At 61.5% G+C, this 19,752-nt stretch carries 16 protein-coding genes; 8 read left to right on the forward strand and 8 right to left on the reverse strand.

Features of this window, described 5'->3' with window-relative positions; all coding sequences use genetic code 11:
- Positions 1 to 244: 244 nt before the first annotated feature.
- On the reverse strand, positions 245 to 1,105 hold the full coding sequence (locus tag M2400_RS31225; RefSeq protein ID WP_259201131.1) for a universal stress protein: 861 nt from the start codon (positions 1,103 to 1,105) through the stop codon (positions 245 to 247).
- A gap of 151 nt (positions 1,106 to 1,256) precedes the next feature.
- On the opposite strand from M2400_RS31225, the gene M2400_RS31230 reads away from it, so the two are divergent.
- Positions 1,257 to 1,859, forward strand: a complete 603-nt coding sequence (locus tag M2400_RS31230) for a tRNA-(ms[2]io[6]A)-hydroxylase (RefSeq protein ID WP_008431008.1) — start codon at positions 1,257 to 1,259, stop codon at positions 1,857 to 1,859.
- On the opposite strand, the gene M2400_RS31235 is transcribed toward M2400_RS31230, so the two are convergent.
- Positions 1,815 to 3,014, reverse strand: a complete 1,200-nt coding sequence (locus tag M2400_RS31235) for an MFS transporter (protein ID WP_259201134.1) — start codon at positions 3,012 to 3,014, stop codon at positions 1,815 to 1,817. The genes M2400_RS31230 and M2400_RS31235 overlap by 45 nt on opposite strands.
- A gap of 154 nt (positions 3,015 to 3,168) precedes the next feature.
- On the opposite strand from M2400_RS31235, the gene M2400_RS31240 reads away from it, so the two are divergent.
- Both M2400_RS31240 and M2400_RS31245 read left to right on the forward strand, forming a co-directional pair.
- Positions 3,169 to 3,876 carry a winged helix-turn-helix domain-containing protein gene (locus M2400_RS31240; protein WP_017480435.1) on the forward strand — a complete coding sequence of 236 codons (708 nt, stop codon included), beginning with the start codon at positions 3,169 to 3,171 and terminating at the stop codon, positions 3,874 to 3,876.
- On the forward strand, positions 3,877 to 5,154 hold the full coding sequence (locus M2400_RS31245; RefSeq protein ID WP_177077824.1) for an ATP-binding protein: 1,278 nt from the start codon (positions 3,877 to 3,879) through the stop codon (positions 5,152 to 5,154).
- Positions 5,155 to 5,286: 132 nt separating this feature from the next.
- On the opposite strand, the gene M2400_RS31250 is transcribed toward M2400_RS31245, so the two are convergent.
- The 6 genes from M2400_RS31250 to M2400_RS31275 all read right to left on the reverse strand — a co-directional run bounded on the left by M2400_RS31250 (position 5,287) and on the right by M2400_RS31275 (position 12,834).
- Positions 5,287 to 6,090 carry a MipA/OmpV family protein gene (locus M2400_RS31250; RefSeq protein WP_259201138.1) on the reverse strand — a complete coding sequence of 268 codons (804 nt, stop codon included), beginning with the start codon at positions 6,088 to 6,090 and terminating at the stop codon, positions 5,287 to 5,289.
- A gap of 6 nt (positions 6,091 to 6,096) precedes the next feature.
- The gene (locus tag M2400_RS31255; RefSeq protein ID WP_177044246.1) at positions 6,097 to 7,920 is read right to left on the reverse strand and encodes a serine hydrolase; all 1,824 of its coding nucleotides are present in this window, start codon (positions 7,918 to 7,920) and stop codon (positions 6,097 to 6,099) included.
- Positions 7,921 to 8,092: 172 nt separating this feature from the next.
- Complete coding sequence (locus tag M2400_RS31260; RefSeq protein ID WP_259201140.1) at positions 8,093 to 9,106, reverse strand: DUF3829 domain-containing protein; 1,014 nt, start codon at positions 9,104 to 9,106, stop codon at positions 8,093 to 8,095.
- Positions 9,103 to 10,671 (reverse strand): J domain-containing protein, encoded by a 1,569-nt coding sequence (locus tag M2400_RS31265; protein ID WP_259201142.1) that lies wholly within the window; start codon positions 10,669 to 10,671, stop codon positions 9,103 to 9,105. Before M2400_RS31265 ends, M2400_RS31260 begins: the two co-directional genes overlap by 4 nt.
- Before the next feature lie 185 nt (positions 10,672 to 10,856).
- A complete protein-coding gene (locus M2400_RS31270; protein ID WP_177044249.1) occupies positions 10,857 to 12,257 on the reverse strand; it encodes a DUF1254 domain-containing protein in 1,401 nt (466 codons plus the stop codon).
- A gap of 217 nt (positions 12,258 to 12,474) precedes the next feature.
- Complete coding sequence (locus M2400_RS31275) at positions 12,475 to 12,834, reverse strand: response regulator (protein WP_177044250.1); 360 nt, start codon at positions 12,832 to 12,834, stop codon at positions 12,475 to 12,477.
- A 350-nt stretch (positions 12,835 to 13,184) separates the two neighbouring features.
- On the opposite strand from M2400_RS31275, the gene M2400_RS31280 reads away from it, so the two are divergent.
- The 5 genes from M2400_RS31280 (at position 13,185) to M2400_RS31300 (ending at position 19,737) form a co-directional block, all read left to right on the forward strand.
- Positions 13,185 to 16,682, forward strand: coding sequence for a response regulator (locus M2400_RS31280; protein WP_177044251.1), 3,498 nt, complete (start codon positions 13,185 to 13,187; stop codon positions 16,680 to 16,682).
- Positions 16,683 to 17,498 (forward strand): protein-glutamate O-methyltransferase CheR, encoded by an 816-nt coding sequence (locus tag M2400_RS31285; protein ID WP_177044252.1) that lies wholly within the window; start codon positions 16,683 to 16,685, stop codon positions 17,496 to 17,498.
- Positions 17,495 to 18,094: a chemotaxis protein CheB gene (locus M2400_RS31290; protein ID WP_177077812.1), complete on the forward strand. Its 600-nt coding sequence runs from the start codon at positions 17,495 to 17,497 to the stop codon at positions 18,092 to 18,094. The genes M2400_RS31285 and M2400_RS31290 overlap by 4 nt, the downstream gene beginning before the upstream one ends.
- Positions 18,088 to 19,281: a hybrid sensor histidine kinase/response regulator gene (locus M2400_RS31295; RefSeq protein ID WP_259201146.1), complete on the forward strand. Its 1,194-nt coding sequence runs from the start codon at positions 18,088 to 18,090 to the stop codon at positions 19,279 to 19,281. Before M2400_RS31290 ends, M2400_RS31295 begins: the two co-directional genes overlap by 7 nt.
- Before the next feature lie 78 nt (positions 19,282 to 19,359).
- Positions 19,360 to 19,737, forward strand: a complete 378-nt coding sequence (locus tag M2400_RS31300; RefSeq protein ID WP_010171103.1) for a response regulator — start codon at positions 19,360 to 19,362, stop codon at positions 19,735 to 19,737.
- The last annotated feature ends 15 nt before the right edge of the window (positions 19,738 to 19,752 follow it).

Genomic DNA, 19,752 nt, shown 5'->3' on the forward strand with positions numbered 1-19,752 from the left:
CAGGTAGTACGGAGCGGGTAAACCGGCAGGACGCCGGTTTAGCCGCGACGGGGCAGGGACGCCCCGTCGCGGCGGCCCGCGGAGTAATACCGGAGCTGAGGGCACACCGAGCCCTAGCGAGGTGCCGAGTGGTGGGGCAAGAGCCTTTTGGTTACTTTTGGGCTCCTTTCAAAAGTGACCCGCTGTAAGAGCGGAACCAATACTAGCCGTTACCTAAATAACGGATATGCCCCCATACCAGGCATCACCCATTAGCCAGCTCTTCCAAGTGATCCATCAACTCCTGCGGCTTAAGCACCAACACATCACTGTCCACCGCATCCAGCACCACCTCCGCCGTATTCCCGATCAACGCCCCCGAAATCCCCGTACGCGCCACGGTACCGATAATGGTCACCGCCGCCTGCCACTTATGCGCAGCATGAGGAATCAACACATCCGCCGGCCCTTCCTCGATATGCAGGTGGGTGTCATCAATATCAAACTCCGCCTGAAACGCCTTGCACTGCTCACGGTAGCGCGCCTCGATCGTCTCCTTGAGCTGAAACACCGGATCCTTCGCCGACAGCATCGGCGAAGGATGCGCACTGATCACATGCAACTGCGCCTTGGCCAGGCTGGCGATATCAAACCCGTGATCAATGATCGAATTATGCAGCGCCTGGTGCTCGGCATCGGAATTCCCCACATCGATAGCCGCCAAAATCACCCCGCCAGCCCACGGCTTGGAGGTTTTCACCAACAGAACGGGAGTAGGGCAGTAACGCATCAGCTTCCAGTCGGCAGGCGTCAACAGCGCCTTTTTCAACGGGCTGTCGGCGAAATGCTGCTTGACCACCAACCCACAACCCTCTGCCTGCTGCACGTCGATGATGGTTTCATGCAGGCTGTCATTCCACGCCTGTTCGGTGGTGACGCTGTAGCCATCCTCCTGCAACCCGGCCTTGAGCAGGCTCAACATCGCCGAATGCTCGTGCTTCTTGTCGCACACCAACAGATGCAGGTGCGCCCCTGTCACCCCGGCAATCAGCTTGGCGCGCTTGAGGGCCAGGCTTTCCGAATGCTCGGGCTCGATCACCACCAGGATGCTGCGGATAGCTTGCATGGTCGGGTTCTCCAAAAAAGGGCGGGCGTTGAACAACTATAGTTGCTGCCCGGCACACGTCATGTTGATGCACATCAAGCCCGGTGGCTGGTGGTCTGCGGCGTGGTCGGTATAATCGCGGCCCTTTTGTGAATCTTTGCCCGTGAGCCCGATGAACCTGCCAGAAATCCACGAATTCCTCGGTTGCCGCACCCCCGACGGCTGGGTACAGGCCGCGTTGGCCGACCAGGAAACCCTGCTGATCGACCACAAGAACTGTGAATTCAAGGCCGCCAGCACCGCCTTGAGCCTGATCGCCAAGTACCATTCCCACGTCGACCTGATCAACCTGATGTCGCGCCTGGCCCGGGAAGAGCTGGTGCACCATGAGCAAGTCATGCGCCTGATGAAGAAGCGCAAGATTGAGCTGCGTCAGTTGTCCGCCGGCCGTTATGCCTCGGGTTTGCGCAAAGTGGTGCGCAGCCATGAGCCGGTAAAACTGGTGGATACGCTGGTGGTCGGCGCGTTTATCGAAGCCCGCAGTTGCGAGCGTTTCGAAGCGCTGGTGCCGCATTTGGACGAAGAACTCGGCAAGTTCTACTTTGGCCTGTTGAAAAGCGAGGCCCGGCACTTCCAGGGTTACCTGAAACTGGCTTACCAGTACGGCGACGCCAAGGACATTGCCCAGGTCATCGACCGGGTGCGCGCCGCCGAGCAGGAGTTGATCGAGTCACCCGACGTCGAGTTCCGCTTTCACAGTGGCGTGCCAGCCTGACGCGACCGCTACACCGATCAGCGCGGTGATCCCGGCCAGCAGCAGGATCACCGTCTGCGTCCCCAGCGGCGCCGCCAGCAGTGCAATCAGCAACCCGGCCAATGGCTGCGAGAGGTTGTTGAGCAAGGTCAGCACACCCACCGTCTTGCCAAAATCCTGGACCGGAATCACCCGTTGGCGGGTGCTGCGGATGTACACGTTGAACATCTTGTCGAAACCGGTCACCAGCAGGAAACCCACCGTATAAGCCCATATATTCGGGCTGATGGCGGTGATCAGCGCGCCCACGGCAATCATCGAATACGACAAGCCGCCCAGCACCTTCAGCGGCAGGGATGCGCGCGCCAGGTAGAACAGGATGGCGATGGTCACCACCGCACCCGCCGCCTGCAGCCCGGCGTAAGTGTCCTTGCCGGCTGCATATTGGCCAATTACCAGCGCCGCCGAGGTGGCGAGGGTGACGCCGATAATCAGGTTTACGCCCACCGCCAGGGCGATGATTTTTTTCAGCTCCGGCAACGCGCGGATATGCCCGAAGGCGATACGCAGCGGCTGCAGCCAGATGTCGTTGTGTTGCTCGAAAGTCTCCAAGTTGACCGTGGTGTTGCGTTGCCAGATGCGCATTGCCAGGTCCGCCAGCAAAAACAGCCCGGCAACCCCCAATACCACCCAGTGCCAGGCCCATACGCCCAGCATCAATGCTGCCACCAGCGGCCCCAGTACCAAGCCGGTCTGGTCGGCGATCTGCGAATAGGACAAGGTCTTGGCATAGCTGTAGTGCTTGAAGATATGCGGCAGCAACACTTCCCGAGCCATGATGCCCTGGGTGGTCAACACCCCGCATAGCGCTGAAAGCATCACGATCCAGTAGATTCCGTCGAACATCCCGTACAACAGCACCGCCGCCACACAGGCCAGCGCCCGGTAAGCCTGGCTGATATGCAGGATGCGCACGGCAGGATACTTGTCGCACAATGCCCCACACACCGGGAACGCCAGGTAACGCGGCAGAGATTCGACAAAAAATGCCAGGCCGGCCCAGGACACACTATTGGTGGTCTGGAACACGATCAACGGCACAATGAACAACAGAATCTGGTCGGCCAGACGTGACAGGAACAACGAAATGAAGAACGCCAGGTAATCCTTGCGCATACAACTCCCTGTGATGGCGTTAAAGATTGCAGGCTATTTGTTAAAAACTCTTAAAAGCATGAAGCTTCGTCGGCCAATGATGGCCAGCTGCTTTAGTCTGCCTGCTTGCCACCTATAATGCGCACACTTCAATCCGCGCGTGCACTGGAAATTTATGGATAACTTGGGTCTCGGCAAGGTCTTGCTCGTGGAGGACGATCAGAAGCTGGCAGGGCTGATCGCCCATTTCCTGTCCCAGCATGGCTTCGAGGTGCTGGCCGTGCACCGGGGTGACCTGGCGCTGGCGGCCTTCCTGGAGTTCAAGCCCAAGATCGTCGTGCTCGACCTGATGCTGCCGGGCCAGAGCGGCCTGCATGTGTGCCGCGAAATCCGCAACGTGTCCGACACGCCGATCGTGATCCTGACCGCCAAGGAAGACGACCTGGACCACATTCTGGGCCTGGAGTCCGGCGCCGACGACTACGTGATCAAGCCGATCAAGCCGCCGGTGCTGCTGGCCCGCCTGCGCGCCCTGCAACGCCGCCAGACCCCGGAACCCACGGTGCGCGGCTCCCTTGAGTTCGGCCGGCTGGCCATCGACCGCAGTTGCCGGGTGGTCAGCCTGGGCGGCGAGAAGATCGACCTCACCACCATGGAATTCGAACTGCTGTGGTTGCTGGCCAGCGCCGCCGGGAAGATCCTCTCCCGTGATGACATCCTCAACCGCATGCGCGGGATCGCCTTCGACGGGCTCAACCGCAGTGTCGACGTGTACATCAGCAAGCTGCGCGGCAAGCTCAATGACAACCCTCGCGAGCCGGTGTGCATCAAGACCATCTGGGGCAAGGGCTACCTGTTCAATCCGTTTGCGTGGGAGGTCTAGATGTTACGGCTGTTTCTGCGTCTGTATATCATCCTGGCCATTGGCTTGGCGGGTGCGATCTGGCTGGTGAACTACACCTTCGATGAGCTGCTGCCGGAGGCCAACGAAACTTACAACCGCGAAGCCTTGCGCGGCCCGGCCTATGGGCTGGTGGAGCAGTTGCGGCCGGTGACGGGCGAAGCGCGGGCCGCACGCCTGGCCGAGTTGCAGCCGCACTATGGGCTGCGGCTGAAGCTGGTACAGCGTGACGAACTGGCGATGACCGAGCGTGAAAAACAGCTTCTGGCCGCTGGGCAATTGTTGGTGCGCGGGGACTTCATGGAGTTCCTGGTGGACATTGATGGCGGCCCGCAGATGCTCGAAATCAAGCTGCCGGAAGAGCCCAAGTGGCTGTACATGTGGGCGTATGGCTTCCTGGGCCTGTGCCTGGCAATCGTCTTGTATTTCTGGGTACGCCCCCATTGGCGTGACCTGGAGCACATCCGCCTGGCGGCCCAGCGTTTCGGCGACAACGACCTCGGCTCACGCATCCTGCTGCCGCGCCGCTCCACGGTGCGCGAGCTGGCGGGGCACTTCAACCAGATGGCCGAGCGCATCGAAAGCCTGATCGCTAACCAGCGCGAGTTGACCAATGCGGTCTCCCACGAACTGCGCACGCCGATTGCGCGACTGTCGTTTGAGCTGGACCAGCTCAAGCAACAGGCCGACCTGCGCCAAAGCGGCCCACTGATCGCCGACATGTACGCCGACCTTGGCGAGCTGGAAGAAATGGTCTCCGAACTGTTGACCTACGCCAGCCTGGAACGCGGCGCCACGCAGATCACCCGGGAAAGCATCGAGGCCCACAGCTGGCTCGACAGCGTGATCGGCAGCGTGGCCCTGGAGGCCGAGGCGGAAGGGGTGCAGTTGCTGCTGCGCACCTGTGAAGTCGACTACATCCGCATCGAGCCGCGTTTTATGGCACGGGCGGTGATCAACCTGTTGCGCAACGCGATTCGCTACGCCGACCGGCGCGTGGAGGTGTCGCTGGTGAAGTTTGGTGCCGGCTATGAAGTACGGGTGAACGACGACGGCCCCGGGGTGCCGGTGGAGGGGCGGTCGAAGATTTTCGAGCCGTTCCTGCGCCTGGATTCCAGCCGCGACCGCCGCACCGGTGGCTTCGGCCTGGGCCTGGCGCTGGTACAGCGGGTGTGCCAGTGGCACGGCGGGCAGGTTGAAGTGCTGGATTCGGAATGGGGCGGGGCGTCGTTCCGGATGACGTGGGCGTATATCGAGTAACGAGCGAGGAACGATGGAGATCAGATGTGGGAGCTGGCTTGCCTGCGATAGCATCACCTGTGTCTCACTGAAAGACCGAGGTGCCTGCATCGCAGGCAAGCCAGCTCCCACATTTTTGATTGGGTTACCCAATTAGAAGGTGTACTCGACCATCCCCATCACCGAGGTCTGCAAGCGTCGCTCCACAATCGGGCTCTGCCCGGCCTTGTCAGCCAGGTACTGCACATCCAGCAAGGTCGAGAACTTGGTGTGCTCGCTGATCGGCAGGCTCCACACCAAATTCATCCCGTTGCTGATATTGCCGCCGCTGGCCTTGTAGGCTTTGAAGCGACTCTGCGCGGCCTGCCCGGTGGTGACGCCGTACCAGGTCTGCATGTAGTTACTGTCGCCAAAATGGCTGCTGAGGCTGGCATCCAGCGAACCGTAGTCGCCGTCATACAGGTTGGTGCCCAGGCTCAGTTCCAGGTGGGTGAAGGCCTTGCCCGAATCCTTGTGGTCATCCTCTTTCAGCGCATGTTCCAGGGTTGCACCGATTATCACGCCGCCCAGGTTATAGCTGCCACTCACGCCCACCTGGGCGCGGGTCTTGATCTCGCCCATGCCCTTGAGCTTCTTCGAGCCCGGGCGCCCGCTTTTGCTTTCGTCCTTGCGTGAGCCGCTGGCGCCGACGTAGGCGCTGAAGCTCGCGCCACCACCGTCATACCCCCAGCCCAGGCCCTTGTCGGTGTCGAGGAAAATCCCCCATGGGCTGACGATGGCCGCCCCCAGCACCGGCGCGGTCACCCGCTCGTCGCTGCCGCTGTAGCGGGGCAGGTTGGCCACGCCGGCCTTGAGGGTGTATTCCCAATCGTCGGCCAGCAGGGTGTCGGCGCTGGCCAGCAGGCACAGCGACGTCAGGGACAGGCACAGGTGTTTTGAACGCAGGAGGGTCTTCATGTGAGGTCACAGACTCAATGGGTTGTGGGGAGAATCGGTACGTTTGAAGTGGTAGCCGGAGGCGCTCAGGCCGTTGACCTGGCGGCTCACGGTGTCGCCCAGGCCATAGCCGTTGCCGGCAAGCACCGCGTGGGCGTTGTCCACGGGCAGCAGGATGTAGTCGGTGAGGGGCTGGTCGTGCAGTTGGCCGCGGATCACCAGGAAGCCGTTTTCCAGGCGTACGCTGATGCCGCTCAGCGGTGCGTCGGGTTCATGGGTGTTGAGCACCTGATAGGTGCCGATGGTGTCGGCCCAGGCGGTGGTCAATGGCGTCTGTTCGATGCGCTCGCCCACGGGCACGCGCTGGCCGTGGCTGCGGGCGGTGAGCATCTGGCGGCCTTGCACCGTCACTACATCCAGTTGCACGCGGCCCAGTTCGCCCAGGTCCTTGAGCCAGAAGCCGAGGAATTTCTGCTGCGCCCGTAGCCAGCCATGGCCGTCGCGCAACAGTTCGAAGCGGGTGTCGGCCAGCTCGCCATACAACTTGCCGTTGTCGTCCTTGATGCGGAAAACGCCCCAGGCCGTGGCGTAGAAACCGGCCAGGCGCTTGCGGTCGATGGCGGCGGGCACCTGGCGGATCTTCAGGCCGTGGGCGGGCTCCTGGCAGTTGTCGGCACACACCGGGTCGCCGGTCTGGGCCTGAAGCATCAGGCGCAGGGTGTCGGTGGTCAGGGACACCACCATCTCTTCGGCGTTGCTGTCGTTGGCCATCACGATCACGGCCAGTTGCTGGTCCGGGAGCATCGTCAATTGCGCTGCGAAATCATCCCCGCCACCGCTGTGCTGGAAGGTGCGAATGCCGGGGCCGACCGGCTCGTCACCACAGGGCGCGAGAAACCACCCCAGGCCCATCTGGCAGTCGAAGTCCAGGGCGTTGCCGGTGTTTTGCTGGGTGAACATTTCATCGATCGACGGGCTGCCCAGTACCTGTTTGCCTTTATAGAGGCCCCGGGCGAAGAGCATTTGCACGTAGTGGCTGAGGTCTTTGGGGCTGGCCCACAAGCCGGCGGCGGCGAGGTCGCGTACCTGGGCGTCGGGGCTGGCGGTGCCGTCTTCATAACCCCTTGCGCGGAAGCCCGGTTGCGCGCCGGTGCCGATGAAGCTGGACTGATTCATCTCCAGGGGCTTGAGCAGGCTGCTTTGCAGGCGGGTCTCGAAATCCTGCCCGCTGCTGCGCTCGATGGCGGCGCCGGCCAGGGCGTAGCCGAGGTTGGAATAGGCCACCTGGGTGCCCGGTGGGGTGCTCAGCCATACGCCGGAAACGCGCATCGGCATCTGGCCCATGGCGAAGGTGTTGTTCACATCCCGCAGGTGTTCGCTGGGCAAGCCGGACTGGTGGCTGAGCAGGCGGCGCAGGGTGATGTCGCGGTCGGCGGCGGCCTGGTCGGAGTGAAAGCGCGAGCGTACGTAGAATTCCCGCAGGGTGTCCTGAATTGGCGCGTCGAGGGCCAGGCGCTGTTGCTCCACCAGTTGCAGGGCAGCGGTGGCGGTGAGCAGCTTGGAGAGGGCGCCGGCGCGGAACGCGGTATTAGGCGTGACCGGTTTGCCCAGGGCCTTGTCGGCAACGCCGAACCCGTGGGCCCAGATCAGCTCCTGACCGTTGACCAGGGCGATGGACACGCCGGCGATGTTTTGCCGGGCCATCTCCACGGGAATGCGTTTTTGCAGGTAACGGATGATTGCGCTGTAGTCGCCCTTGGGGATCGGCGGCGGGGCAGGCGGTTGGCCGTGGCAGCCGAGGCTGCCCAGCAGGCAACCCAGCAGCGGGATACTGCGCAATGTGCGGAACATGATGAGCACCCGAGGGGTGGTTTGGATGCTCGAATGCTAGGGGCGGGCCGTCCACGGGTCTTTGTGAGCTTTGTCGGAAAAGTGTCAAAGACTGTTAATCGGGGCAGTGGTTGCCTTCAGTTTGGCTTCGGGCCCGCGTCAGTCGTACCTCACGCTTAAAAAGGGCCAGGCCTCAAAAGGTGCTGCGGGCCGGTTTGTTGTAGAAGCTGAGCAACACGTCGTAGCGGTGGGTGACGAGGGCAAAATCGTCACTCAGTTGCTGCGGCGTCCCATGCTCGCGCCAGTGCTGTTGCAGGGTTTGCAAGGCTTGCAGGTAGGCGTCTGCCGCCGGCGTGATGGTGTGCCAGAGATAGTTGGCAAACTCGTCCCGCGGCTTGCCGGGGTGCAGGCGTGCATAATCCTTGCCCTGGGCGCTCGCCTGTTGCACCGCGTCGATCAACGGCGCGAGTGTCTGCGGCGTCAGGGTGGCCAGGTACGCCCCTTGCTCCAACTCGTCCACGGCCGTGCGTGCGGCAATCATGTAGTTGAGCAGGTGCCAATTGATGTCCTGGCCAAAGCGCGCCTGCAGCAGCGCCAGTTGCCCGGGACGCAGGCGCACATCCTCGCGTTCCAGGCGCTTGCGCAGCTCGGTGGAGGCGGCCATATACGCGTCGCCCTTGATGACCATGGCCTGTGCCACCTGGCCCTCTGGCGGTTGAAAGCGCGACTGGCCGTACCGCTGGTAGAAATCGAACGAGTTGGTCAGCGGCGTGACGTCCTGCAAGGCCAGCACGTAGCGCCCGGCAGCGTTGATCAACGGGCTGTCGGGTTCCAGGCGCTCAAGCTTGCCGGTGACGCGCTGGGCGCAGATATCGTTTTGCAAGTCCCGGCCCTGGGCTTCGTCGTGATCGCCGTACTCTTTGAGGATCCGGTCCATCTGCACGAGGGACTCGTAAGTCTGCTCGTCGAAGATGGACGGCCTGTACCATTGCTGATGGGTGTAGCCGTAGTAGAAAAGACGCCAGTCCCGGTCGACGCGGTTCATGCAGTCGATGATCGGCGCCAGGGCGCTGGCCTTGGCGGTTTCGGGGCCATCGCGCTTGTCCAGCCACAGTTGCACTTGCGCCACCTGCTTACTGGCGCCGGCCAGCCCCATCAAACCCAGGCCCAATGTCAGGCCGATAGGCACCAACCATTTCGGATTCATCGTTTTGCCTCCTGGCCATACCATTGTGCTTCGGTGGCGGGTGCCTGGCATTCCTGGGCCGTGGCCGGCAGGCGGCTGCACAGGCGTTCGGTCCATTGCTGCAAGCCCTGGTTGCGATTGACCTGATGCCGGGCGTCGAGCATTTTCAATCCGCCATACAGCACCACGCACCCGGCGATGCACAAGGCGATCATGCTGGTCGGCCATTGGCTGTTGCCGGCCGTCCACGGGGTGTAGGTCTTCCGGGTGTGCCGCTTGAGCAGGCCGATGGCCGCCAGTACGAGCAGCAGCACCACGCTGGCTGCCGGGCCGATTTTGTAACCGGCCGCCGCCATCATCACCGCGCCCGGCAACAGGTCGCGCAGGGGCAGCAGCGGCAAGCGCGTCGGGCTCAACCACATCGGAAGCCGGGCGCTCAGGCGCTCATCCAGCACGCGATACTGGTGAGCCAGTGGGCGCCATACATGCCACCCCACGAAGCCGCCCATCACTATGGGGATCGACCACAACAGGCCGACGCCAAGGGTTTGCAGCAGGTTGCCGGCCAGGGAATCGGCATGGATCATGGCGCCCACCATGCAACCCACGACAGTCGCCAGCACCAGTGGCCAACTGTCGAATGTCCGCTCCCAGCCTTGCCAGAAGTAGGGTGTACCGCCGGGCATCGAGGCGGCCACTGTGGGGTGGTCGGCATAGATATCGGCGCTGAGGCGTTGGCAGGCGGCCCAGTCGTCTGCGTTCAGGCGTTGGGCGAAGGCGCGGCGCTGGCCCAGGGTCATGGGTGCCAGCAGCAGGCGCGCGGCGCGTTGTTGCGGGGTGCCGGGAGGTTCGGCCGCCAGCTCCCGTTGGCGGGCGATAAACTGCGGGCTTTGCTGGCGCCGCAATAGCTGCGGCCAGTCGCCGGGCGGGCAAGCATGATCGCTGCCGCCGTGCCAGCCCTGGCCGGCGCATACAGTTTCAAACACGCTCGGGGACCAGTAGCGGGTGTCCAGCAGCAGCTTGGCCAGCCACGTGTTGAACCACTGCGCATGGGGTGTCTTGTCAATCCAGGGTTCGCGCAGGCGCGCCGCATAGGCGGCCAGGAACCCGGGTTCATCCTGCTGTTCCAGAGGCAGGCGCAAGGATTTCTGCAGGGCCGCCTTGCTGTGCATTTCCAGGGCTTCGATCAGCACGCCGGGCAGTTCCAGGCGTTGCCAGGCGCTCAGCCAGTGGAAGGTTTCAAAGGCCCATTGGCGGTCGTCAAGGCTGACATCCTGGGTGTCGACGATGCGTTGCAGCAGGGTGACCTCAAACGCCAGCCCGCTGCCGGTTGCCAGGGCTTGCTGATACTGCTGTTGCAGGGTCTCGGCAGCGACGGTCGCGGGCACGTGCTCCAGCACCGCTGTCTGATCCGGTTCCTGCTGCCATTCGCTCCAGTTCAACGCCTCTTCATAGGCCTCTCGCAGGCGTTGGAAACCCTCGGGATCGTCATCCGGGCGGGTTTTCTTCAGCAGGGCGGCGTATTGGCGTTTGATCGTGCGGGTATCGGCGTCGGAAGGCAGGCCGAGGATGTTCCAGCAACTCATGTGCGGTGCAACTCCATGAACAACGGCATCACCCTCCTGGCGGGTGATGCGATGGCGCGCACATTACCTGTTTGCGGTGAATCTGTCCTCGGTGCAGTGATAGCTATTGGCCAATTTGCCGGCGGAAGCGAGGAGGGGGGCCGGCGCGTGCAAATCCACCCGCGCCGGCATCAGCTGATAAGAACCTACTTGATCGGTGTCAGCGGGGGCTGTTTCCATTGACCGTTACCCACTTCAGGCTTGGGCAGGTAAATGCGCAACAGGGCGTAGAACGGGCCGGGAGGTGCCGGCAGCCAGTTGCTCTGTTCGGCTTTCGGCGGCTCGTGGTGCGCCACCAGCAGCGTCAGCCCGCCGTCGGCATCAAGCTTGAAGCTGGGCATCATCCCCGAGGTGAGCAGGTAGCGCTTCTTCAGGTTGGGCGTCAGCAGCTTGGTCTTGGCGTTGTACATGGTCAGTGACCAGAAGGCGCCGGCCGGTGGCAACTGGTCCTTGGCGAAGTGCAGGGTGTAGCTGTGACGGGCGCCGTTGGCGGGTTTGCCTTCGCTGTCCACGGAGTAACGCAGGTAGGCGGTTTCATCGCCGGAGTTGCCGAACAGGTGCACGTTGGCGCCGGCGTAGCGGTACAGGTAATTGTTTTGCAGATGGTCGCGGTTGCCGAACAGGTCACCACTGGTTACCTGGTGGGTGTCGATCTTGTCCTTCTTGAAGGCTGCGTACTCGGCCTTGCCGTCGGCGATGCCGTCATCCAAAGCTTTGCGTTGCTCAACGGTCAGTGCCTTGAGGTCGAACGGCTTACCGGCCTCGACGCCAATTTTCGCAAACCGTGCCAGCAGGTCCTTTTCACTGTCCTGTGGCGCGGCGTAGGCCAACATGAAGTTCAGGTAGCGGAACAGGTGCACGCTGTCGCTCATGGTCGGCGTGGGCTTGGGCCAGGCAATTTTCGGCGGCTTGACGGGTTTGGGCTGGTTTACATAGTTGCTCAGGGTCTGGACCTTGTAGCCGCCCTGGATCTGCTTGACCTTGCCCAGGTCCTTCTCATCGAACAATTGCGTGCGGTACAGGGCGTAGGCGATGTTGCTTTCGCTGTACACCACCCGGTCGATATTGGTCGGTTGCTGGCCTTTCCAGCCAGGGCCGGCAACCATGTAGTGGCCACCGTTGTTGCCGGTGCTGCGGGTGCCCAGGTAGCCGAAGTTCTGCGTATAGAGGTCGATCAACTGCACGGCGTAGTAGCGGTTGTCTTCGATCTTCGGCAGGGTCAGCACCACCGGTTCGGCCCGCAGGTCCAGCCAGACAAACGAGTTGGGGGTGTCCGGGTTGGGCGTGGGGATCGCAGTGTCCTTGGGGGTTATCGCCTGCGCGGTGTTACCGATATGGTTGAACGGCGCCTTGAAATTCGGCCCGGTCTTGTCGACGGCCTGGCTGTAGAGGGTCTTGTACATCTCCACCACGGGGAAGCCATACAGGTAGGCTTCCTTGGCGATGGCCCGGGCTTCACTCGGCGTGGCGGTGAAATCGGCCCAGGCGCCGGTGCTCATGAGAATCGAGAGGCTCGCCAACAGCAGGCGCGTCGGTTTTGTCATCATGTTGTTGCGTCCTTCCTAAACTCTGTACCGGGGTTGGGGAGATGATGGCGTGGAGTTTCGCGTTTTATTGGCCGAACGTCACGTTAATCCCTCAGCCGTTGATTGCGGCTCAGGCGAAAGCCCAGGGTGGGTTGGCGAGGGGCGTCATGGAATGTTTGCAGGCCTGCAACGGGCGCGAAAATGCCGCCACGAGAGGGCGGCATTGAAGGGGATGGATTCAGGCCAGCATCGATTTGACCTTGTCACGCAACTGATCGATCGAGAACGGCTTGCCAATCACCTGCATATCAGCTGGCACGTCGATGTTTTCGGCATAGCCACTGGCAAACAGAATGGGCAGGGCTGGACGTAATTCGCGGGCCTTGATGGCCAGTTGCTTGCCGTCCATGTCGGGCAGGCCGACATCGGTCATCATCAGGTCGATGACCTGCGCGGTATTGCCGATGATGCCCAGCGCCGCTTCGGCATCGGCCGCTTCAAGCACCTGGAATTCCAGCTCTTCGAGGACATCGACGATCAGCATACGCACGATGGCATCGTCTTCGACGACAAGGATGGTGGAGGCTGCGGCGGACATAGTCAGGGTTCCCGAGAAGTTGAGGGGTGCAGGTCTTGATCGGTTGAAAGACCATCCTCTAATGAGTTGCGTCAATCTCGGCAAGTTCCCGAAACAGGGGAGACATTGTGCCGCGTATGTGTAGGAATGTCCTCCAGTGTTACTAAATTGTGCTGTGTCTACAGGGCGCAGCTACAGGCGCCGTTGTGTGCGAGGAACACGGTCAATTGCAACCTGTAGAAAACCACGGGCACTCGTCGATTTTTCAATGACTTACGCAGTCAATTAGACCAATTCCGGCAGAAAAATAGCGTTGCGGCGCGACTTTGGGGCAAACTCCTCGTTTTTCCGCACTTGGCCAAGGCATGCCCATGACTCCCGCGTCGTCAGTCGATGAGAAAAGCTTCCGTAAACTGCTGGGCCGCAACGTGGCGTTGCCGCTGGGCGTCGGCGTGCTCAGCGCGGTGTTTTTCGTGTGCCTGATCACTTACCTGCTGTCGGTGATCCAGTGGGTGGAGCACACCGACCGGGTGATCAACAACCTCAACGAAACCTCCAAGCTGACGGTTGACCTGGAAACCGGCATGCGCGGCTTTTTGATCACCGGCGACGAGCACTTCCTCGACCCGTATGAAGTGGCCAAGCCGCGGATCATTTCCGACTTGCGCAACCTGCAGGAGCTGGTGGCGGACAACCCGGAGCAGGTAGACCGACTCAAGCGCCTGGAGTCGCTGCAAATGGCGTGGAACACCTACGCCCAGTCGATGATTGACATGCAGCGCCAGAACGGCGATTACCGTTCGGCCGTGAAAGCCGGGCGTGGCAAGAGCCTGACGGATGAGATCCGCAAGGAATACGACCGGGCGGTGGCGATGGAGCAACAGTTCCGCATCACCCGCAATGAAGACGTCACTCGCACCACCATCATCAGTGTCAGCCTGTACCTGGTGTTTGTGCTCGGGCTGAGCGGCATCCTGGCGTATATCGGAAGAAAGAATCTACTTGAGCTATCAACGAGTTACAGCGAAAACCTCGAGTCGCAACAGAGGATTGCCAAGCGCCTTGAACAGCAAGCCTGGCTGCGCAACGGCCAGACCGAACTGGCCGAACAGGTGCTGGGCCAACTGAGCCTGAACATGCTGGGTCGCAACGTGTTGCAGTTCTTTGCCCAATACATGGGCTCGGCGGTCGCGGCGCTGTACGTGCGTGAAGAGCACGGCGGCCTCACACGGGTGGCCACCTATGGCTTCTCCCGTGAGCAAGAGCAGCAGGAACAGTCGATTTACAACGATGAAGGCATCGTCGGCCAGTCGGCCCGCCAGGACCGCCTGATTCGCCTGGACGATGTGCCGGTGGACTACTTCAAGGTCAGTTCCGGCCTGGGCGAGGGCCCGACCCGCAGTGTGCTGGTGGTGCCCACCAGCGATGATGGCCGGGTCAACGGGGTGATCGAGCTGGGCTTCTTGCGCGAGCTGGACGAGCGTGACGTGGAATTGCTGGAGCTGATTGCCGACAACATTGGCACCTCCATCGAAGCCGCCCGTTATCGCCAGCGTTTGCAGGAAGTACTCGCTGAAACCCAGCAGCTCAATGAAGAACTGCAAGTGCAGCAGGAAGAGCTCAAGACCGCCAACGAAGAGCTGGAAGAACAGTCGCGCATCCTCAAGGAATCCCAGGCCCACCTGGAAACCCAGCAGGCAGAGCTGGAGCAGACCAACGAGCAACTGGCCGAACAGACCCAGACCCTGGCCGAACAGCGCGACGCCATGGACGAGAAGAACGTCCAGCTCAATCGGGTACAGATCGAGCTGGAAGAGCGCGCCGACGAGTTGCAGCGCTCCAGCAAGTACAAGTCCGAGTTCCTTGCCAACATGTCCCATGAGCTGCGCACACCGCTCAACAGCTCGTTGATCCTGGCCAAGTTGCTGGCGGAGAACCCCCAGGAAAACCTCAGCGCCGAGCAGGTCAAGTTTGCCGAGTCGATTTACTCGGCCGGCAACGATCTGCTTAACCTGATCAACGACATCCTCGACATCTCCAAAGTCGAGGCCGGCAAGCTGGAGATGCGTCCGGAGAACACCAGTGTTGCGCGTCTGGTGGATGGTTTGCGCGGCATGTTCGAACCGCTGGCGGCCGACCGCAAGCTGGGGTTCCAGGTGGAGGTCCAGGAAGGTTCGCCGCACATGCTGTACACCGACCGCCAGCGTCTGGAGCAGATCCTCAAGAACCTGCTGTCCAACGCGGTCAAGTTCACCGAGAAGGGCCAGGTCAGCCTGACGGTCTCCCGCCAGCCAGGGGAAGGCATTGCCTTCACCGTGCGCGACTCGGGCATCGGGATTGCACCGGACCAGCAGGAAAGCATCTTCGAAGCCTTTCGCCAGGCCGACGGCACCACCAACCGCCGGTATGGCGGCACCGGCCTGGGCCTGTCTATCTCCCGTGACCTGGCCAGCTTGCTGGGCGGTTACATCAGCGTCACCAGCGAGCCGGGCCAGGGCAGCATCTTTACCCTGGTGATACCGGAGCACTATGTGGAGCGTGATGAAGACGCGCCGCTGCCGGAACAGCCGCGTGCGGTGACTCCGGCCCCCGCACCGGCACCCATCAAGGTGTCGCCGATGCCGGTGGCCGAGGCCGCGCTGATCCCGCGCTTCATTGATGACCGCGACAAGGCGCCGTTCGCCACCCGCTGCATCCTGGTGGTGGAAGATGAACCGAACTTTGCGCGGATCCTCTTCGACCTGGCCCATGAGCTGGGTTACCACTGCCTGGTAGCCCATGGTGCCGACGAAGGCTACGCCCTGGCCGAGCAGTACATTCCCGACGCGATCCTGCTGGACATGCGCCTTCCCGACCATTCCGGCCTGACCGTGCTGCAGCGCCTGAAGGAACATGCCGGGACCCGGCACATCCCGGTGCATGTGATTTCCGTCGAAGACCGCGTCGAAGCCGCCATGCACATGGGCGCCATCGGGTATGCGGTCAAGCCCACCACCCGCGAAGAGCTCAAGGACGTGTTTGCGCGCCTGGAAGCCAAGCTGACGCAGAAGGTCAAGCGTGTGCTGCTGGTGGAAGATGACGACCTGCAGCGCGACAGCATTGCCCGCCTGATCGGCGACGATGACATTGAGATCACCGCCGTTGGCTTCGCCCAGGAGGCACTGGACCTGCTGCGCACCAACATCTACGACTGCATGATCATCGACCTCAAGCTGCCGGACATGCTCGGCAACGAGTTGCTCAAGCGCATGTCCACTGAGGACATCTGCTCGTTCCCGCCGGTGATTGTCTACACCGGACGCAACCTGACCCGCGACGAAGAGGCCGAACTGCGCAAGTATTCGCGTTCGATCATCATCAAGGGCGCGCGCTCACCTGAACGTTTGCTGGACGAGGTGACACTCTTTCTGCACAAAGTCGAATCCCAGTTGTCCCATGAACGCCAGACAATGCTCAGGACCGCCCGCAGCCGCGACAAGGTCTTCGAGGGGCGCAAGATCCTGCTGGTGGACGACGATGTGCGCAATATCTTTGCCCTGACCAGCGCCCTGGAACACAAGGGGGCGATCGTGGTGATCGGCCGTAACGGCCGCGAGGCCATCGAGAAACTCAATGAAGTCGACGATATCGACCTGGTGCTGATGGACGTGATGATGCCGGAGATGGACGGTTACGAGGCCACGGCCTTGATCCGCCAGGACCCGCGCTGGCGCAAGCTGCCGATCATCGCGGTGACGGCCAAGGCCATGAAGGACGATCAGGAACGCTGCCTCGCCGCGGGTTCCAACGATTACCTGGCCAAGCCCATCGACCTGGACCGGTTGTTTTCGTTGATTCGTGTATGGCTACCCAAGATGGAACGGATTTAATTGGAAAGAAGTGCCGATATTGAACTGCGCTTGTTGATTGAGGCGATTTACCTCAAGTACAGCTATGACTTTCGCGACTACTCCGGGGCTTCGGTCAAGCGCCGCGTGGCCCACGCCTTGCGCCAGTTCGACTGCAATACCATCTCGGCCTTGCAGGAGCGGGTGCTGCACGACCCGGCGGCGTTCATGCAGCTGTTGCAGTTCCTGACCATTCCCGTCAGCGAGATGTTTCGCGACCCCTCGCACTTCCTGGCGATTCGCCAGGAAGTGGTGCCGCTGCTCAAGACCTACCCGTCGATCAAGATCTGGATCGCCGGCTGCAGCACCGGGGAAGAGGTGTATTCCATGGCCATCCTGCTGCGGGAGGAGGGCTTGCTGGAGCGCACCATCATCTACGCGACGGATATCAATCCGCGGTCCCTGGAAAAAGCCAAGCAGGGGATTTTTTCCCTTGAGAATATCCGCGCCTATACCCACAACTACCAGCAGGCCGGCGGGCAACGTTCATTTGCCGATTACTACACGGCGGCTTACGATCACGCGATTTTCGACAAGACCCTGCGGGAGAACGTGACCTTTGCCGATCACAGCCTGGCGACCGACAGCGTATTCTCGGAAACTCAATTAATTTCGTGCCGTAATGTACTGATTTACTTCAATAAAAAGTTGCAGGATAGAGCGTTTGGATTGTTTCATGAGTCGCTGTGTCATCGCGGCTTCCTGGTGCTGGGCAGCAAGGAAACCCTGGATTTCTCGGGATACAGCAAACAGTTCGAACCGCTGGTCAAGCAAGAACGGATCTACCGAAAATTATGAATCAAGCGACTGCCAGCCCGGTATCCGGGATCGAAGCCATTGTGATTGGCGCGTCTGCAGGCGGGGTCGAGGCGTTGCTGAGCATTTTTGGTGAGTTGCCGGCGAACTTTGGCCTGCCAATCGTTACCGTGCTGCACCTGCCGGACGAGCGCCGCAGCCAGCTGGCGGAAGTGTTCGACCGGCGTGTCTCGATGAAGGTCGTGGAGGCGCGGGACAAGGAAGTGATCCAGCCTGGCACCCTGTATTTCGCCGGCCCCGGTTATCACCTGTCGGTGGAGCACGACCGCAGCCTGTCACTGAGCCAGGAAGACCGCGTGCACCATTCCCGGCCCGCCATCGACTACCTGTTCGAGTCGGCTGCCGATGTCTACGGCAAGGGCTTGATGGCGATCCTGCTGACGGGCGCCAACCAGGACGGCGCCCGGGGCATGGCCCACGTCAAGCAGTGCGGCGGTACCACGATCGTCCAGGACCCATCAGAGGCCCGGATTGCCGTGATGCCACGGGCCGCCCTGGCGTTGCATACACCTGACCATATTCTTCCCTTGAGCCGCATCGGCACCTTGCTGGCTTCCCTGGAATCTTCCCCATGTTAAGTACTGTCCAGGCCAAACTGCTGATCGTCGACGATCTGCCGGAAAACCTGCTGGCCCTTGAAGCGCTGATCAAGCGCGAAGACCGCCAGGTCTACAAGGCGTTGAGCGCCGACGAGGCCTTGTCGCTGCTGCTCGAGCATGAGTTCGCCATGGCCATTCTCGACGTGCAGATGCCCGGCATGAACGGCTTCGAGCTGGCCGAACTGATGCGCGGCACCGAAAAGACCAAGAACATCCCCATTGTGTTTGTCAGCGCTGCGGGGCGTGAGCTCAACTATGCGTTCAAGGGTTATGAAAGTGGCGCCGTGGACTTCCTGCACAAGCCGCTGGATATCCACGCGGTCAAGAGCAAGGTCAATGTGTTCGTCGACCTTTACCGCCAGAGCAAGGCCATGAAGCAGCAGGTGGAAGCCCTGGAGCAGAGCCGTCGCGAACAGGAAGCCTTGTTGACGCGCTTGCAGGCGACCCAGGCCGAACTTGAACAGGCGGTGCGCATGCGCGATGACTTCATGTCGATCGTTGCCCATGAAGTGCGCACGCCCCTCAACGGGCTGATCCTCGAAACCCAATTGCGCAAGATGCACCTGGCGCGGGACAACGCAGCGGCGTTCACCCTGGACAAGATGCACGCCATGGTTGACCGCGATGAGCGGCAGATCCAGAGCCTGATCCGCCTGATCGAAGACATGCTCGACGTGTCGCGCATCCGCACCGGCAAGCTGTCGATCCGCCCCGGGCGCTTTGACCTGACGCAACTGGTGCGCAACCTGCTGGAGAACTTTGCCCCGCAAGTGGCGGCGGCCCAGTCCTCGGTGAAATGGGTCGAAGAAGGGCCGGTCGAGGGCAACTGGGATGAGTTTCGAATCGAGCAGGTGGTATCCAACCTGCTGACCAACGCCTTGCGCTACGGGGCCAAGAGCCCGGTAGAAGTGCGGGTGTATGCCGAGCATGGCGAGGCGCGGGTCGAGGTGCGTGACCACGGGATCGGCATCAGCGAAGACAACCAGAAGCGCATTTTCCAGCAGTTCGAGCGGGTGTCCGCCAGCCATGCCGTGGCGGGCCTGGGCCTGGGTTTGTTTATCTCCGAGCAGATTGTCGCGGCCCACGGGGGTACTATCGAGGTCGAGAGCCGGATAGGCGAGGGCGCCTTGTTCCGCGTCTGCCTGCCGTTGGGGGCAGAGGCATGAAATCAATCGCGAATCCGACGCAACCTCTGCGTGACCCTATGGTCGTATCAGCAGCAATTGACCGGACAAAGGCTTCCCATGAGTGAAGATGCACAAGATGTGGTACTGATCGTCGAAGATGACGAGTCGATTATGTTTGTGTTGGGCGAGTACCTGTCGGGTCTCGGCTACCGGGTGTTGAAGGCGATTGATGGTGAGCAGGCGTTTGAAATCCTCGCCACCAAGCCGCACCTGGACCTGATGGTGACGGACTATCGCCTGCCCGGCGGGATTTCCGGGGTGCAGATCGCCGAGCCGGCGATCAAGCTGCGACCGGAATTGAAAGTGATCTTTATCAGTGGCTACCCGCAGGAAATCCTTGACTGCAACAGCCCGATCACCCGCAACGCACCGATCCTGGCCAAGCCGTTTGATCTGGATACGTTGCAGGAGCACATTCAGCGCTTGTTGGCATGAAGGCAACGGCGCCGC

The sequence above is a fragment of the Pseudomonas sp. BIGb0558 genome (assembly GCF_024807515.1).
GTDB lineage: Bacteria > Pseudomonadota > Gammaproteobacteria > Pseudomonadales > Pseudomonadaceae > Aquipseudomonas > Aquipseudomonas yamanorum_A.

What these genes read in the sequence shown, in the direction of transcription:
- M2400_RS31225 (WP_259201131.1), bottom strand. Translation starts at nt 1,105, where the DNA reads ATGCAAGCTATCCGCAGCATCCTGGTGGTGATCGAGCCCGAGCATTCG.
- M2400_RS31235 (WP_259201134.1), bottom strand. Translation starts at nt 3,014, where the DNA reads ATGCGCAAGGATTACCTGGCGTTCTTCATTTCGTTGTTCCTGTCACGT.
- M2400_RS31250 (WP_259201138.1), bottom strand. Translation starts at nt 6,090, where the DNA reads ATGAAGACCCTCCTGCGTTCAAAACACCTGTGCCTGTCCCTGACGTCG.
- M2400_RS31275 (WP_177044250.1), bottom strand. Translation starts at nt 12,834, where the DNA reads ATGTCCGCCGCAGCCTCCACCATCCTTGTCGTCGAAGACGATGCCATC.
- M2400_RS31290 (WP_177077812.1), top strand. Translation starts at nt 17,495, where the DNA reads ATGAATCAAGCGACTGCCAGCCCGGTATCCGGGATCGAAGCCATTGTG.
- M2400_RS31240 (WP_017480435.1), top strand. Translation starts at nt 3,169, where the DNA reads ATGGATAACTTGGGTCTCGGCAAGGTCTTGCTCGTGGAGGACGATCAG.
- M2400_RS31300 (WP_010171103.1), top strand. Translation starts at nt 19,360, where the DNA reads ATGAGTGAAGATGCACAAGATGTGGTACTGATCGTCGAAGATGACGAG.
- M2400_RS31230 (WP_008431008.1), top strand. Translation starts at nt 1,257, where the DNA reads ATGAACCTGCCAGAAATCCACGAATTCCTCGGTTGCCGCACCCCCGAC.
- M2400_RS31265 (WP_259201142.1), bottom strand. Translation starts at nt 10,671, where the DNA reads ATGAGTTGCTGGAACATCCTCGGCCTGCCTTCCGACGCCGATACCCGC.
- M2400_RS31280 (WP_177044251.1), top strand. Translation starts at nt 13,185, where the DNA reads ATGACTCCCGCGTCGTCAGTCGATGAGAAAAGCTTCCGTAAACTGCTG.
- M2400_RS31260 (WP_259201140.1), bottom strand. Translation starts at nt 9,106, where the DNA reads ATGAATCCGAAATGGTTGGTGCCTATCGGCCTGACATTGGGCCTGGGT.
- M2400_RS31245 (WP_177077824.1), top strand. Translation starts at nt 3,877, where the DNA reads ATGTTACGGCTGTTTCTGCGTCTGTATATCATCCTGGCCATTGGCTTG.
- M2400_RS31295 (WP_259201146.1), top strand. Translation starts at nt 18,088, where the DNA reads ATGTTAAGTACTGTCCAGGCCAAACTGCTGATCGTCGACGATCTGCCG.
- M2400_RS31255 (WP_177044246.1), bottom strand. Translation starts at nt 7,920, where the DNA reads ATGTTCCGCACATTGCGCAGTATCCCGCTGCTGGGTTGCCTGCTGGGC.
- M2400_RS31270 (WP_177044249.1), bottom strand. Translation starts at nt 12,257, where the DNA reads ATGATGACAAAACCGACGCGCCTGCTGTTGGCGAGCCTCTCGATTCTC.